Source organism: Roseomonas populi, from assembly GCF_024594815.1.
In the GTDB taxonomy this organism is placed as follows: Bacteria; Pseudomonadota; Alphaproteobacteria; order Acetobacterales; family Acetobacteraceae; genus Roseomonas; species Roseomonas populi.
The window spans coordinates 48,245-60,658 of sequence record NZ_JANJOU010000026.1 but is presented as its reverse complement, the minus strand read 5'-3'; the positions used below and the strand labels follow the sequence as shown (position 1 = coordinate 60,658).

Annotated in this window: 14 protein-coding genes; 8 read left to right on the top strand and 6 right to left on the bottom strand. The window is 69.8% G+C overall.

What is annotated here, in order from left to right:
• Nucleotide 1 precedes the first annotated feature (1 nt).
• From NRP21_RS22885 to NRP21_RS22875, 3 genes are read right to left on the bottom strand one after another with little or no spacing between them, the layout of a single operon-like run.
• Complete coding sequence (locus NRP21_RS22885; RefSeq protein WP_257718559.1) at nucleotides 2-196, bottom strand: ferredoxin; 195 nt, start codon at nucleotides 194-196, stop codon at nucleotides 2-4.
• 10 nt (nucleotides 197-206) lie between these two features.
• Nucleotides 207-1,409, bottom strand: a complete 1,203-nt coding sequence (locus NRP21_RS22880) for a cytochrome P450 (protein ID WP_257718558.1) — start codon at nucleotides 1,407-1,409, stop codon at nucleotides 207-209.
• Nucleotides 1,410-1,414: 5 nt separating this feature from the next.
• Nucleotides 1,415-2,212, bottom strand: coding sequence for an SDR family NAD(P)-dependent oxidoreductase (locus NRP21_RS22875; RefSeq protein ID WP_257718557.1), 798 nt, complete (start codon nucleotides 2,210-2,212; stop codon nucleotides 1,415-1,417).
• A gap of 124 nt (nucleotides 2,213-2,336) precedes the next feature.
• Here NRP21_RS22875 and NRP21_RS22870 point away from each other — a divergent pair, with 124 nt between their 5' ends.
• Entirely contained in the window at nucleotides 2,337-3,131 is a 795-nt protein-coding gene (locus NRP21_RS22870) for a FadR/GntR family transcriptional regulator (protein WP_257718556.1), read from the top strand.
• Nucleotides 3,132-3,259: 128 nt separating this feature from the next.
• Here NRP21_RS22870 and NRP21_RS22865 read toward each other — a convergent pair whose 3' ends face one another.
• Nucleotides 3,260-4,144 carry a LysR family transcriptional regulator gene (locus NRP21_RS22865; RefSeq protein WP_257718555.1) on the bottom strand — a complete coding sequence of 295 codons (885 nt, stop codon included), beginning with the start codon at nucleotides 4,142-4,144 and terminating at the stop codon, nucleotides 3,260-3,262.
• A 96-nt stretch (nucleotides 4,145-4,240) separates the two neighbouring features.
• Here NRP21_RS22865 and NRP21_RS22860 point away from each other — a divergent pair, with 96 nt between their 5' ends.
• The 3 genes from NRP21_RS22860 (at nucleotide 4,241) to NRP21_RS22850 (ending at nucleotide 7,195) form a co-directional block, all read left to right on the top strand.
• A complete protein-coding gene (locus NRP21_RS22860; protein ID WP_257718554.1) occupies nucleotides 4,241-5,113 on the top strand; it encodes an isocitrate lyase/PEP mutase family protein in 873 nt (290 codons plus the stop codon).
• A gap of 51 nt (nucleotides 5,114-5,164) precedes the next feature.
• Nucleotides 5,165-6,154, top strand: coding sequence for a quinone oxidoreductase family protein (locus NRP21_RS22855; RefSeq protein ID WP_257718553.1), 990 nt, complete (start codon nucleotides 5,165-5,167; stop codon nucleotides 6,152-6,154).
• A 72-nt stretch (nucleotides 6,155-6,226) separates the two neighbouring features.
• Nucleotides 6,227-7,195 carry a Bug family tripartite tricarboxylate transporter substrate binding protein gene (locus tag NRP21_RS22850; protein ID WP_257718552.1) on the top strand — a complete coding sequence of 323 codons (969 nt, stop codon included), beginning with the start codon at nucleotides 6,227-6,229 and terminating at the stop codon, nucleotides 7,193-7,195.
• A 128-nt stretch (nucleotides 7,196-7,323) separates the two neighbouring features.
• Here the strand turns inward: NRP21_RS22850 and NRP21_RS22845 are convergent, their stop codons facing one another.
• Complete coding sequence (locus NRP21_RS22845; RefSeq protein WP_257718551.1) at nucleotides 7,324-8,295, bottom strand: Bug family tripartite tricarboxylate transporter substrate binding protein; 972 nt, start codon at nucleotides 8,293-8,295, stop codon at nucleotides 7,324-7,326.
• Nucleotides 8,295-9,722, bottom strand: a complete 1,428-nt coding sequence (locus NRP21_RS22840) for an MmgE/PrpD family protein (RefSeq protein ID WP_257718550.1) — start codon at nucleotides 9,720-9,722, stop codon at nucleotides 8,295-8,297. Before NRP21_RS22840 ends, NRP21_RS22845 begins: the two co-directional genes overlap by 1 nt.
• Nucleotides 9,723-9,828: 106 nt before the next feature.
• Here NRP21_RS22840 and NRP21_RS22835 point away from each other — a divergent pair, with 106 nt between their 5' ends.
• From NRP21_RS22835 to NRP21_RS22820, 4 genes are all read left to right on the top strand, one after another.
• Nucleotides 9,829-10,776 carry a LysR family transcriptional regulator gene (locus NRP21_RS22835; protein WP_257718549.1) on the top strand — a complete coding sequence of 316 codons (948 nt, stop codon included), beginning with the start codon at nucleotides 9,829-9,831 and terminating at the stop codon, nucleotides 10,774-10,776.
• A 740-nt stretch (nucleotides 10,777-11,516) separates the two neighbouring features.
• Nucleotides 11,517-11,687, top strand: a complete 171-nt coding sequence (locus tag NRP21_RS22830) for a RidA family protein (RefSeq protein ID WP_257718548.1) — start codon at nucleotides 11,517-11,519, stop codon at nucleotides 11,685-11,687.
• Nucleotides 11,688-11,699: 12 nt separating this feature from the next.
• Nucleotides 11,700-11,915 (top strand): Rid family hydrolase, encoded by a 216-nt coding sequence (locus NRP21_RS22825; protein WP_308219928.1) that lies wholly within the window; start codon nucleotides 11,700-11,702, stop codon nucleotides 11,913-11,915.
• 235 nt (nucleotides 11,916-12,150) lie between these two features.
• On the top strand, nucleotides 12,151-12,411 hold the full coding sequence (locus NRP21_RS22820; protein WP_257718546.1) for an enoyl-CoA hydratase-related protein: 261 nt from the start codon (nucleotides 12,151-12,153) through the stop codon (nucleotides 12,409-12,411).
• The last annotated feature ends 3 nt before the right edge of the window (nucleotides 12,412-12,414 follow it).

Here is a 12,414-nt window from a genome sequence, read left to right as displayed (position 1 = left end):
CTCAGTCGTGGAGCTTGATCGCCTCGGCGGGGCAGAGCCGCGCCGCGCGCCGCGTGTGCTCCTCCTGCTCCGGCGCCGGGTTCTCCTTCAGCAGGATGACGATCCCGTCCTCTTCGCCCTGGTCGAAGACGAAGGGGGCGTTGAGGACGCACTGGCCCGCGGCGATGCAGCGGCTCTTGTCGATGGTGACGCGCATGGTTCCCTCCTCACCAGGCCAGCGGCAGCTCGTGCACACCGTAGACGAACATGTCGTGCCGGAAGCGCAGGCTCTCGAACGGCACGGCCAGGCGTAGCTCCGGCAGCCGGCGGAAAAGCGTCTCGTAGACGATCTGCAGCTCCGCCCGCGCGAGCACCTGCCCCAGGCACTGGTGCACGCCGAAGCCGAAGGCGACGTGCGGGCCGGCATCGCGGGTCACGTCGAAGCGGTCGGGATCGGGGAAGAGCTCCCCGTCACGGTTGGCGGCCGGGATGGAGCAGATCACCCCCTCTCCCGCCCGAACGAGATGGCCGTTCACGTCGATGTCCTCCAGCGCCACGCGGCGGGCACCGGTGTGGAGGATGCTGGAGAAGCGCAGCAGCTCCTCCACCGCCCCCGGGATGAGGGAGGCGTCCGCACGGATGAGGGCGAGCTGGTCCGGGTGCTGCAGCAGCGTCAGCACGCCCAGTGCGGTCATGTTCTGGGTGGTCTGGTGTCCGGCGCTGAGCAGGAGGCGGACGATGTTGATGAGGGTGATCCGGTCGATGTGACCGGGCCGGTACTGGTCGTGCACGAGGCGGGAGACGACATCGTCCGCCGGCTCGGCCTCCTTGCGGGTGATCAGGGCATCCAGGTAGCCGAACAGCTCGGCCAGGGATTCCCGTACCTCTGCCGGGGTGGATCTCGACCCGAATTGGATCCGCGTCGCCCGGTGGAAGATCTCATGATCCTCGTAGGGAATGCCGAGCAGCAACGTGATGATGTCGGTCGGCAGCGGTGCGGCAAAGTGCTCGACGAAGTCGCTGCCCTGCGGCATGGCGGCGTAGTTGTCGATCAGCCGGTCCACCGTGGCCTGGATGTAGGGGCGCAGCGCCTGCACCTTCTTCACAGTGAACTCCTTCGTCACCATGCGGCGGAGCCGGTCGTGCTCCGGATTGTCCAGGCGCAGGAAGGAACGGTCGGCCTTGTCGGCCACCATCCGGCCCTCATAGACGTGCGGGAATCCCTCCCGCACGGGCTCGCAGGAGAAGCGCGGCTCGGCCAGCACCGCCCGGATGTCCTCATACCGGGTCAGCAGGTAGGGGTGGGAGCCGTCCCAGAGCCGCACCCGAGCGAAGGGCTGGTTCTCCCGCAGCGGCGCGTAAGCCTCCGGCGGGTGGAAGGGACAGCTCCGCTGCATGGGATAGGAGAGTTCGGCTAGGTCCAGGGCCATCGGGGTCATCCTGCGGCGTAAAGAGGAGCTGCGCTCGCGGCGCGCCGGCGCGCGCGGCGCATCCCAGCGATCCAGCGGTCCCGGTCCGCTGCGCGGCGGCGCTCGTACTCGGCGGTCCGGGTGTGGGGGAGGATTAGGAAGCGGCCCTCGGCAAGGCCTTCCAGCAGCGAGCCGGCCACCGCCTCGGGCTCCAGGACCTCGGCGCCCAGGACCGCGCTGTCCGCGGCCGTCATGGCGGTGCGCACGCCCTCCGGGCAGAGGCAGGCGACGGTTACACCGTCATCCCCATGGGCGATGGCGAGCCACTCGGCCAGGGCGACGGCCGCGTGCTTGCTGACCGAATAGGGCGCGCAGCGCGGATCTGTCAGCAGGCCGGCGGCGGAGGCGGTGATGACGAAATGGCCGGTTCCCCGCCGGGCCATGCGGGGCAGGACGGCGCGGGCCGAATGCAGGTGGGCGTGCAGGTTGACGGCGAGCGAGGCGTCCCAGTCGCTCGCGTTGCCCAGGCCCTGCCCGCGGTGGACGCCCGCGTTGGAGCACCAGAGCGAGATCGGCCCGTCCTCCTCCTCGATGCGCGTGACCGCCGCCTCGATGGCCGCTGGATCGCGGACATCCACTCCCATAGCCCGCGCATGGGGGCCGATCGCCTCAGCGGCACGCGCCGCCCCGGCCCCGTCGCGGTCCAGGAGAACAGTGCGCGGCGCACCGGCCAAGGAGAGCCGCCGGGCGATCGCGCGGCCGATTCCGCTGGCGGCCCCCGTTACCACCACCGTACCGGCACCAGGTTTGAACCCGTCCTGCACGCTGTCCTCCTGTTCATTGGTAGGACCATTAGTCTCCGAGTTCAGCAGGGTCAAGCGCCATGTGCCCCTTGGCCCTTGATCGCCGCGCCGCGCCTTGCCAGACGAAGGTCATGAGGACCGCGTGATGACCCATCTTCAGCGCCCATCGCCCCAGCCCGAGGAGCGGAAGGGCCCCCGCTTCTCGCCGGCCCGTCCGCGCCGGGCCATCGAGGAGATCACCAGCCAGATCCAGCGGATGATTGCCGACGGCGCGCTTCAGCCCGGCGACAAGCTGCCTGCGGAGCGTATCCTGGCGGCCCAGCTCGAGGTCAGCCGCAACACGCTTCGCGAGGCCCTGCGGATGCTGGAGATCACGGGTACCCTGAGCCTCCGGAAGGGAGCGCGCGGCGGATCATTCGTGGCGGAGCGCGGCGAGCAGGCCTCCGGCGATCAACGGATGGGTCCTCTCGCCCTGACGGACTTCTCCGTGGCGGATCTCACCAACGCGATCCGCGCGGTGACGATCATGCTGCTACAGGAGGCGCTGCCCGCCTGTACCGAGGCAGACCTCGCCGCCATGGAGGCGAATGTCGATCGTGCCGAGGCCCTGAAGGATGATCCGGGTCAGCGGTCCGAGCTGATGATCCAGTTCTACCACCTCTTGGCCGAGGCAAGCGGAAACCGCGTCCTTGTCGCGCTGGCAGATGCCTTGGTCGGCATGTTGCGGGACTGGGTGACGCGGATCGGATCCGTCTCCGACGACCGGGTGATCCGCGCCCGCCGTGCACTCCTGGAATGTCTTCGCCGTAGGGACTCCGAAGAGGCGCTGCAGGTGGTCGAACGCTACCTGCACGAGCTGCACAAGTACTGGCTGGATGGGGGGAGTCAGCACCCCAGCGGAAAGCATCCTCGCCGGCGTGCTCCAGCGGCCAACGGCTGACCGCGCGTCCGCCGATCCCTGACCCCCTGCGGCTTCTGAGGTGGAGGGAAGGTGAGGCGATAAATGTGCGGGGCAGCGTTCCGCATCCGCGATGGTCCGCAAACCATCAGCCTCCTTCCGGGACGCTCTCAGGAAGACGGCGATGCCGTGCGGATCAGGTGATGGACCGCTCTCGACTGGTCCTGCCGCTTCCAGGCAAGGCCGAACTCTGCCTGCAGCGACCCGTCCCGGAGCGGCACGTAGCGAACGCTGTTCGGACGAAGCTGGCGCATGCAGTCCGGCACGATCGCGATGCCCATCGCGGCCGCGACAAGGTTCACGGTGGTCGCGAGCTGGGGTGTCTGCTGGGCGACGCGGGGCGCGAACCCGGCCTTCTGACAGGCCGCGACAACGTTCTCCGAAAGTCCTGGCCCGGTTGCGCGGGGGTAGAGGATGAAGGCCTCATCGCGAAGCTCCTCAAGGGCGAGGCTCCTGCGCCCGTCCAGCCGGTGCCCGGCCGGCAGAGCCACCACCATCGGTTCGGTCGCGACAAGGACGAAGTCGAGGTTGTCCGTCGAGCTCAGGGGCGGCCTTAGAAAGGCCGCGTCCAGCCGTCCCCCCTCCAGCGCGGCCTGGAGCAGGCTGGAGCGGCCCTCCTCCAACACCAGTTCCACCCGCGGCCAGGCCTCACAGAAGCTCTTCAGCACGCGGGTAACGGCCGGGTTGAAGCAGGTGGAGGCGGTGAACCCGACCCGGAGGCGCCCGACTTCCCCCCGGCCCGCTTCCCGCGCCGTCGTGGCGGCCCGCTCCACCCGGCGTAGCAAGTCGTGCGCCTCGTCCAGGAACAGGCGGCCGGCCTCGTTGAGGACGAGGCCGCGACCGATGCGGTCGAAGAGCTGCACGCCGAGCTCCTCCTCGAGGCCGCGTATCTGCTGGCTGAGGGCGGGCTGGGCGATACCGACCCTCTCTGCCGCTCGCGTCATGTGGCCGTCCTCAGCGACGGCGCAGAAGTAGCGGAGGTGACGAAGTTCCATCCGATAAGTACAACGTATCGGTTTCAGACGATCAAGATGTTGGACGGGAGGTGCCCGCCGCGGCGATCTTGGGGCTCCCGTTACGGAACGCAGCCCTTGCCCGCCTCCCACGTCAGCCGCCTGATCCAGCTTCTCGCCGAGCGGCGCGCCGTGCTCACGCCCGGGGTCGCGAACGCCCTCACGGCACGGGTGGTCGAGACACTGGGCTTCGAGGCGGCCTACCTCACCGGGGCGGGGCTGACGAACACCTTCCTGGGCCTGCCCGACCTCGGCTTCATGGACCTGACTCAGCTCGCCCAGCACCTGCTGGCGATCCGCGAGGCGACCGAACTGCCGGTGGTCGTGGACGCGGACACCGGCTTCGGCAACGCGCTGAACGTCGGCCACGCCGTCCGCCTCCTGGAACGCGCCGGAGCGAGCGCGATCCAGATCGAGGACCAGCTGAGCCCCAAGCGCTGCGGCCACTTCGCTGGCAAGGCGCTGGTATCGGCCGGGGAGATGTCCGGGAAGATCCGCGCGGCGGCCGATGGGCGCCGCGACGGCGTCCTGATCGTGGCCCGCACCGATGCCATCGCGGTCGAGGGCTTCGAGGCCGCGATTGACCGCGCCGGCCTGTACGCCGAGGCCGGCGCCGACATCCTCTTTGTCGAGGCGCCGACAGGTGATGACGAGCTGCGCCGCATCCCCCGCCTTCTCCCCCGGCCGCAGATGCTGAACCTCGTCGTCGGCGGAATGACGCCGATGGTCGGCCAGGCCGAGGCGGCGGAAATGGGCTTCGGGTTGCTGCTCTACGCCAACGTGGCGCTGCAAGGTGCGGTTCAGGGCATGAGGGTAGCGCTGGAGGCCCTGCAACGGGACGGGCGGCTGGACGAGGCGAGCGGCCTGACGGCGAGCTTTGCCGAGCGGCAGGCCCTGGTCCGCAAGCCCTGGTTCGACGAGCAGGACCGTCGCTACGGCGATGCGGCCTGACATTGTGAGCGCGGCCCCGCGCCCGACAGCGCCGGTGCCCCGGAGGAAGCCGTGAGAGCCATCCAGATCGACCGCTACGGCGGGCCGGAGGTCATCCTCCGCCGCGACATCCCGGTGCCAACGCCCGGCCCGGGCGAGGTGCTCATCCGCCTCCGCCATTCCGGCATCAACTTCATGGACGTGCACACCCGGCAGGGGAAGTACGCGGAATCCCGGACCTACCCGGTCTCGGTCCCGACCACCCTCGGCATAGAGGGCGCGGGCCATGTGGAAGCACTCGGGCCGGACGTAAGTGGGCTCGGGATCGGAAACCGCGTCGCCTACTGCCTCACCTGGGGCAGCTACGCGGAATACGCCGTGGTCCCGGCCTGGCGCGTCGTGCCGGTGCCGGACGCCCTGCCGCTCGACCGTGCCGCCGCCGCCATGTTCCACGGCCTGACCGCGCACTACCTCGCGGACGATGTCGGGCGGCTGGGCCCGGGCATGACCTGCCTCGTCCACTCCGCCTCCGGCGGGATCGGGCAGCTCCTGGTCCAGCTCGGCACACGCATGGGCGCCACTGTCTACGCCACGACGAGCACGAAGGCGAAGGCGGAGGTCGCGCGCCAGCGGGGGGCTGCGGCGGCCCTGCTCTACGACGAGGGTCGCTTCGCCGATGCCGTCCGGGACCTGACCGGCGGCCAGGGGGTGGACGTCGTCTTCGACCCGATCGGGAAGCCGACGCTGCGCGACAGCTTCCGCGCCGCCCGCAAGCGCGGGTTGGTCGTGAACTTCGGGGCGGTCGGCGGGCCGGTGCGGGACCTTGATCCCATCGAGCTCGGCGAAGCCGGGTCGCTGTTCCTGACACGGCCGCGTCTGGCGGATCACCTGCCGGACGGGCCGACGATCCGGCGCAGGGCGGCCGAGATCTTCGGCGGCCTGCAAGAGGGAGACCTCTCCATCGAGATCGCCGGGCGGTACTCGCTCGAGAACGTCGAGGAGGCCCATGCGGCGCTGGAGGAGCGCCGGGTCGTCGGCAAGCCCGTCCTGGACCTGCCCTGACCGGCACGGCGGGTGAGGGGGCCACCTGCCGTCGCGCTTCACACAGCCAACGAGAGAAAGAGGAAGGTCCAAATGCCTACCAGGCGAGGGCTGGTGCTGGCGGCTGCCAGCACGCCCCTGATCGCGCACGCCCAGACGGAGCGCCCCCACGCCTCATGGCCGACGCGCCCGCTCCGCGTCATCGTGCCCTATGCGCCAGGGGGCCAGACGGACACGGTGGCCCGCCTGATCCAGCCGCGCCTCGCCGCGGCCCTGGGCCAGCCGGTCGTCATTGAGAACCGCAGCGGTGCGGGCGGCTCCATCGGAGCCGGGCTCGTCGCCAATGCGCCCGCCGATGGCTACACGCTGCTCTTCGACGCCGCATCCTTCCTGATCGTCCCGCTGGCCATCCCGAACCTGCCCTTCGACCACGAGCGCGCCTTTGCGCCGGTCGGGCTCGCCACCACGCAGCCCTATGTGCTGGCGGTGACCGCGTCCCTCCCCGCCGGGGACCTTGCGGGCTTCGTGCGCTACGGGCGAGGGAAGCCGATCAGCTACGGCTCGCCCGGGGTCGGCAGCATCGGCCACCTCGCGGGCGCGCTGCTCGGCCACGCGGCCGGGATCACCATGGAGCACGTGACCTATCGCGGTGGGGCGGAAGCCGCCGCGGACCTGCTCGCGGGCAACCTGGAGGCGGCGGTCATCAGCGCCTCCTCGCTGGAACCCCTGCTGCCGACGGGGAAGGCGCGGGCCATCGGTCTGACCAGCCGGGGGCGAAGCCCCCTGCTGCCCCAGGTCCCGCCGATCGCCTCCTCCGGCTACCCCGACGTCGACCTCGCCGGATGGAACGCCCTCTTCGCGCGCAGCGGAACGCCGGAGCCGGTGCTGGAACGCCTGGAGCAGGCCCTTCGCACCGCGCTGGAGGACCCGCAGACCGGCGATGCCCTGCGCCGCATCGGCAGCGAGCCCGGCAGCATGAACCGCGCCGCCTTCGGCGCGCAGCTGGAGCGCGAACGCGCGCTCATCCGCCAGATCGTGGCGGATACGCGGATCACCTTCTGACGCGCGGCGCAAAGCAAGCGGGCGCAGTCCCGGGGCATCGGGCCCGCCCGCCCCGAACGGGACATGGCCGGGCCGGGCCGACCGCGCCGGAGCCGCGGCCCGGGCGCAAGAAGGGATCGTTGGCGGCTCTACTCCATCCGGATCCGCATCTCCGCGAGCTTGCGGCCCCAGTACGCCGTCTCCTCCCGCACCGAGGCCGCGAACGCCCCGATGGGCCGGTCCGGGGCTGGCTCCATCCCCTCCAGGGCGATGCGCCTCCGGAACTCCTCCGTCGCCACCGCCCGCCGCGCTGCCGCCCCGTACTGGCCCATCAGCTCGGCCGGGGTGCCGCCGGGGGCGAAGACGCCGTGCCAGCCGGTGATGGTCACGCCGGTCAGGCCCGCCTCGGACAGCGTGGGCACCTCCGGCAGCGCGTCCATGCGGTGGTCTCCCGTCACGGCCAGGGCCCGCAGCTTTCCCTCCCTCACCAGGGGGATGGCCGGGGCCGGCGAGCTGAAGATCAGCGCCACGCGGTGCGCCACCACGTCCAGCAGGGCCGGCAGGCTGCCGCGGTAGGGCACGTGCTCCATCTGAATGCCGGCGGCATCGCAGAAGACGACCGCCGCCAGGTGGTTGTTGCTGCCGACACCCGCTGACGAATAGGCCATGCTGCCGGCAGCCCTCGACTTGGCCAGGGCGACCAGCTCCGCCACGCTGGAGACGCCGAGGTCGGGATCGGCGGCGAGCACGTACTGGTAGGACGTGGCCTGCACGACCGGCACCATCGCGGCCACGAGTTCCGTCCCGGCCCCGCGTTGCAGGTGCGGGTTGACCACGATATGGGTGCTGACGGCGTAGAGAAGCGTGTTGCCGTCCGGCCGGGCCCGCGCGACGGAGGTGGTGCCGATGTGCCCGGCCGCGCCGCTGCGGTTCTCCACCACCACGGTGCGGTCCAGCTCCCGCGAGAAGAGCTGCGCGAAGCTGCGCCCGACGATGTCGGTGCCGCCCCCGGGGGCGTAGGGCACGACCATGGTGACGGCCTGGGGCTGGGCCGTGGCGCCCCGCGCGAGCAGCGGCACGGTGGTCACGCCGCGCATCAGGTGGCGACGGGTGACGGACATCAGCGCACCTCCTCGGTGAGCGCGAAGGAGCGCCGGTCCGCGGAGAGGATGGCCAGCAGCTCCCCGCAATCCGTCAGCCTCTCGAAGTTGCTGACGTGGCGGACGACCTGGTCCGCCTCACGGTCACTCAGGATGCCCGACACGTTGCCCCGGAACTTCGCCTCAATCTCCGCGAAACTCACCGGGTTCTCCGGGCTGCCGCGCCGGTTCAGCTCCTCGTGGCTGTGGGTCGTGCCGTCCCGCAGGGTTACCGTCATCCGGCAGGCGTGCCGGAAGGGTGCCCCCATGGCCTCAATCCCCGAATCCTCGTGGGGGTGCACCCGGGTGATGAAGTCCAGCAGCCCGGGGTCGCGCAGCCGCTCCTCCGTGAAGTCACCCGCCGTGACGGTGCCGCCGAGGGCGGTCACGGCCAGCCCGAAGGACAGGTTCATCTGGGCGGCCGTGATGCCGGCCGGGCGATAGGGCCAGGCCGTGTGCACGTAGGTCATGTGCCCCATGCCGACATCCACGCGGACGATGTCCCCGTGCGGGAAGCCGTGGGCCGACATCAGCTGGCGCAGCGCGTCCAGGGCGGTGTGGATGCTGGTAACGGTCGGGTACATCTTGAAGCCGACGTTAAGCGTCTCCCAACTCTCGCCGAGGCCCGCCGTCAGCTTCTCCGGCACGGGGCGGCTGGAGAAGGAGCTAAGATAGCCGCCGTAGCCCGCCTCCAGAATCTCGGTGATGCCGGTGAAGCCGCGCGCCGCCAGCGCGGCCGCGAGCACCCCAGACTGTGCGGCCCGGCCAGCGTGGAGGCGCTTCACCATGGCCCCTTCCTGCGCGGCCATGAGGCCCGCCGCCATGGAGCCCGCGATCCCAAGGGCGTGCTGCATCCGCCCTGCGTCCAGCCCGCGCAGCCGCCCCGCGGTCGCGGCCGCCACGAAGGTTCCGCTGGTGCCCTGGGGATGGAAGCCGTCCAGGAACAGCGCCATGGTGGCGGCGTTGCCGACGCGGGTCCCGACCTCGTAGCCCGCGACGATGGCCGCGAGCAGCTCGCGCCCGCTGACGGCGCCCTCCGCCTCGGCCCAGCCCAGCGCGATCGGTGTCGTGAGCGAGTTCGGGTGGAGGATGGACTCCTTGTGGATGTCGTCCATCTCGAAGCCGTGCCCGGCCGTGCTGTTTACGAGCACCGCCTGGGAGAGCGAGCCCCGCAGCCCGGTCCCCCACAGGGACGCCGCGGGAACTCCGCCCTCGGCCTCCACGACCTCCTGCACCATGCGCGTCCAGGGCAGCAGCGCGCCATGCAGGCAGACGCCGAGCCCGTCGAGCAGGCACAGCTTAGCGCGCTCCACCACCTCGGGTGGCAGGTCCTCGTAGCGCAGCCCGGCAGCGAAGCGCGCCAGGTCGCGCGTGGCGTGCTGGAGCAGGACAGGCGGTTCTCCGCTCATGGGCGACGTCTCCTCGGCAGGCATTCGATGCCGATGAGGCTAGGAGGATGCCGTACTGCCGGTCCAATATATTGCTCGTCCGAAACCCATACGCGCAGGATATGGAATGGAACTCAGGCACCTCCGTTACTTCCGCGCGGTGGCGGAGGAGCTGAACGTCACCCGCGCCGCAGCCCTTCTCGGGATTGCCCAGCCGCCGCTCACGCAGCAGATCAAGTCGCTGGAAGCTGAGCTGGACGTCCGGCTCTTCCATCGCGTGGGTCGGCGCATCGAGCTCACGGCTGCCGGGACCGTGTTCCTCGAGGAGGCCCGCGCCATCCTCCACCGCGCCGAACGGGCGGCCGTGCTGGCCCGTCGGGCGGAGCGCGGCGAGATCGGCAAGCTGCGCGTCGGCTTCACTGCTTCCGCCTCTTTCAGCCCCTTTGTCACGGAAGTTCTGAAGACCTACCGGGCGAGGTGGCCCGAGGTGGAGATCGGCCTGGTGGAGCGGCGCACCGCGCTGCTCACCGCGGCCCTGAAGGCGGATGACCTCGACGCCGCCTTCGTCCGTCCTCCGCTCGCTCCGGACCCGGTGGTCGAGGTGCGCTGGCTGCTGGAAGAGCCGATGGTGGCCGCGGTGCCCTCCGGCCATCCCGCGGTGAGGCGTCGCTCCGTCCGCCTGGAGGCCCTGCGGGACGATTCCTTCATTCTCTACCCGCGCCGGGGCGGTTCCGGCCTCTCGGACCAGATCGTCTCGGAGTGCATGCGGCTCGGCTTCTCGCCACGGATCGGGCAGGACGCGCCGGAGCTGACAGCCGCTATTAACTTCGTCGCGGCCGGGATGGGTGTGGCGGTCGTGCCGGCCTGCATGCAGCACCTACGTCCCGACGCTGTGCGCTACCTCGTCCTGGCGGGGAGCGGGCTGCGGGCCGTGCTTGGTCTTGCCTATCGCGATGGGAGCAAGTCGGAGACGCTGCACAACCTCTCGGCCACCGCGGCGACGGTGAGTGCCGCGCACGGGTTCGCCGGGCCGGATGGGAAGGGTGGCGGGCGCAGCGGTCATCTGCCTGGGTGACCCGAGTGGTCAAGCCCGTGCCGTAAGTCAGGAGATCGGTATGGCCGCATCATCGACATCCCGCGGAATGTTGTCTTGGATGTGGAAGCGAATGACCCTCCCGCTGCGGAGCCGGAAGACGTGGATGAACGTCCTGTCCTTGCGTCCGTGCGCCTGATCCTGGAGCGGCTAGGCCCGCAGGTCGCGCACGGACTGCCGGACCGCGACGACGATCGCCTCGTCGAGCGCGCTCAGGATACTGTCCATGTTTTTCACGGTAAACCAGTCGTAGACGTGCCTGGGCAACAAAGTCAGTCAGAGAGGTGGCGGGTCGGCAAACATGCCCTGTTTTCGCTAGGCACTTCGAGGCAACGTCCTCGTCGGTGATGTCCATCCCGCATCCGAGCTCGGCGCCACCCGGCGGCTCTGCCGGTCGCCGCTCTGGTGGGGAGTAGGTAGGGTCAATCTCCTGGGTGGACGCTTGACGGAACGGCGCGCCTTACGGCGCGCTTCCTGATCACAGGCCGCGTCCTTGTGGCTGCGCCGGGGAAAATAGGGTTTAGCCAAGCGGACTTCCGCTAAGCGCTCATCTCGGCACTTCGCGTGGCGTGGTCGCGTTCTCGAGAGCGGACGTGATTGCCTGGGCAGCCTTTACCCGTGTTGGGTGGATAGCAGACTTCCGTCGCTCGGGGTGGAGTCGAGTGCCATAGCTGTCGATGGGAAGCTGACTAGTTGGAGCAGGTAGGATAAAGGCAGCCCGCATGACCGACCGCACGCTTATCGTTCCCCGGCAGATGGAATGCATCGTCAAGACCGCGGGCTACGTGCCTGCCGTTCAGGTCGGAGCCTTCATCTTCTGCGCCGGACAGGTTGGCAGGGACGAGCATCTGAACGTCATAGCAGACCCCGAAGCGCAGTTCATCGCCTGCTGAAAGAATTTAAGGCTGGTGCTTGAGGAAGCTGGCTGCAGCTTCGAGGACGTGGTGGATATGACAACGTACCATGTCAGCCTCGGCCAACACTTCGATATCTTCCGCGCCGTGAAGGATCGCGTCTTCCCGCGCGGCACATGTGCCTGGACAGTGATCGGCGTCTCGGAGCTGGCACGGCCAAGCCTGCTGGTCGAGGTCAAGTGCACCGCCATCAAACGGCAAGCTTGAAGGCGACCGAGCCCTGGCCACACTGAACATCAGCGGTGGCCTGCTGATTGCGACGCTCGGTGTGGGTAAGGTGCGGCACTAACCTTCCAGACCGGCAGCTAGCGTGGGGTGAGTGGGAGGCGGACATTCATGGAGGGGTCCCGCCGGGTTAAGACGCCCTTGAGACAGCGGGCCGGCCAAGCCGGCCTCCGCAACCGAAAGCCCGGCTCGGCATCGCCCCCCTCAGCTCCCCCGGGTGGTCGGGACGTCGCGCGCCGCCGAGATCAGCTTCACGGCCAGGGTGTTCAACGCGGGCCAGGCCCTGGAAGACGGCCTGGTGTCGGAAGTCCTGGTAGCCGACCGGCTGATGGCCCGCGCCCTCAAGATCGTCGAGGAGATCGCCGGGCACCCCGAACCTGCTCTCCGGTTCTGCAAGCGTCTCCTGCGCCGGAGCGAGGGATCGGACCTGAGGAGCAGCCTGGACCTGAAAGCTGCGCTCCAGGCCATCGAGCATTAGACC

Bases quoted from the DNA above. Each gene is read 5' to 3' on its own strand.
- NRP21_RS22835 (WP_257718549.1), top strand. From the start codon at position 9,829: ATGGAACTCAGGCACCTCCGTTACTTCCGCGCGGTGGCGGAGGAGCTG.
- NRP21_RS22850 (WP_257718552.1), top strand. From the start codon at position 6,227: ATGCCTACCAGGCGAGGGCTGGTGCTGGCGGCTGCCAGCACGCCCCTG.
- NRP21_RS22880 (WP_257718558.1), bottom strand. From the start codon at position 1,409: ATGGCCCTGGACCTAGCCGAACTCTCCTATCCCATGCAGCGGAGCTGT.
- NRP21_RS22830 (WP_257718548.1), top strand. From the start codon at position 11,517: ATGACCGACCGCACGCTTATCGTTCCCCGGCAGATGGAATGCATCGTC.
- NRP21_RS22865 (WP_257718555.1), bottom strand. From the start codon at position 4,144: ATGGAACTTCGTCACCTCCGCTACTTCTGCGCCGTCGCTGAGGACGGC.
- NRP21_RS22845 (WP_257718551.1), bottom strand. From the start codon at position 8,295: ATGTCCGTCACCCGTCGCCACCTGATGCGCGGCGTGACCACCGTGCCG.
- NRP21_RS22870 (WP_257718556.1), top strand. From the start codon at position 2,337: ATGACCCATCTTCAGCGCCCATCGCCCCAGCCCGAGGAGCGGAAGGGC.
- NRP21_RS22840 (WP_257718550.1), bottom strand. From the start codon at position 9,722: ATGAGCGGAGAACCGCCTGTCCTGCTCCAGCACGCCACGCGCGACCTG.
- NRP21_RS22885 (WP_257718559.1), bottom strand. From the start codon at position 196: ATGCGCGTCACCATCGACAAGAGCCGCTGCATCGCCGCGGGCCAGTGC.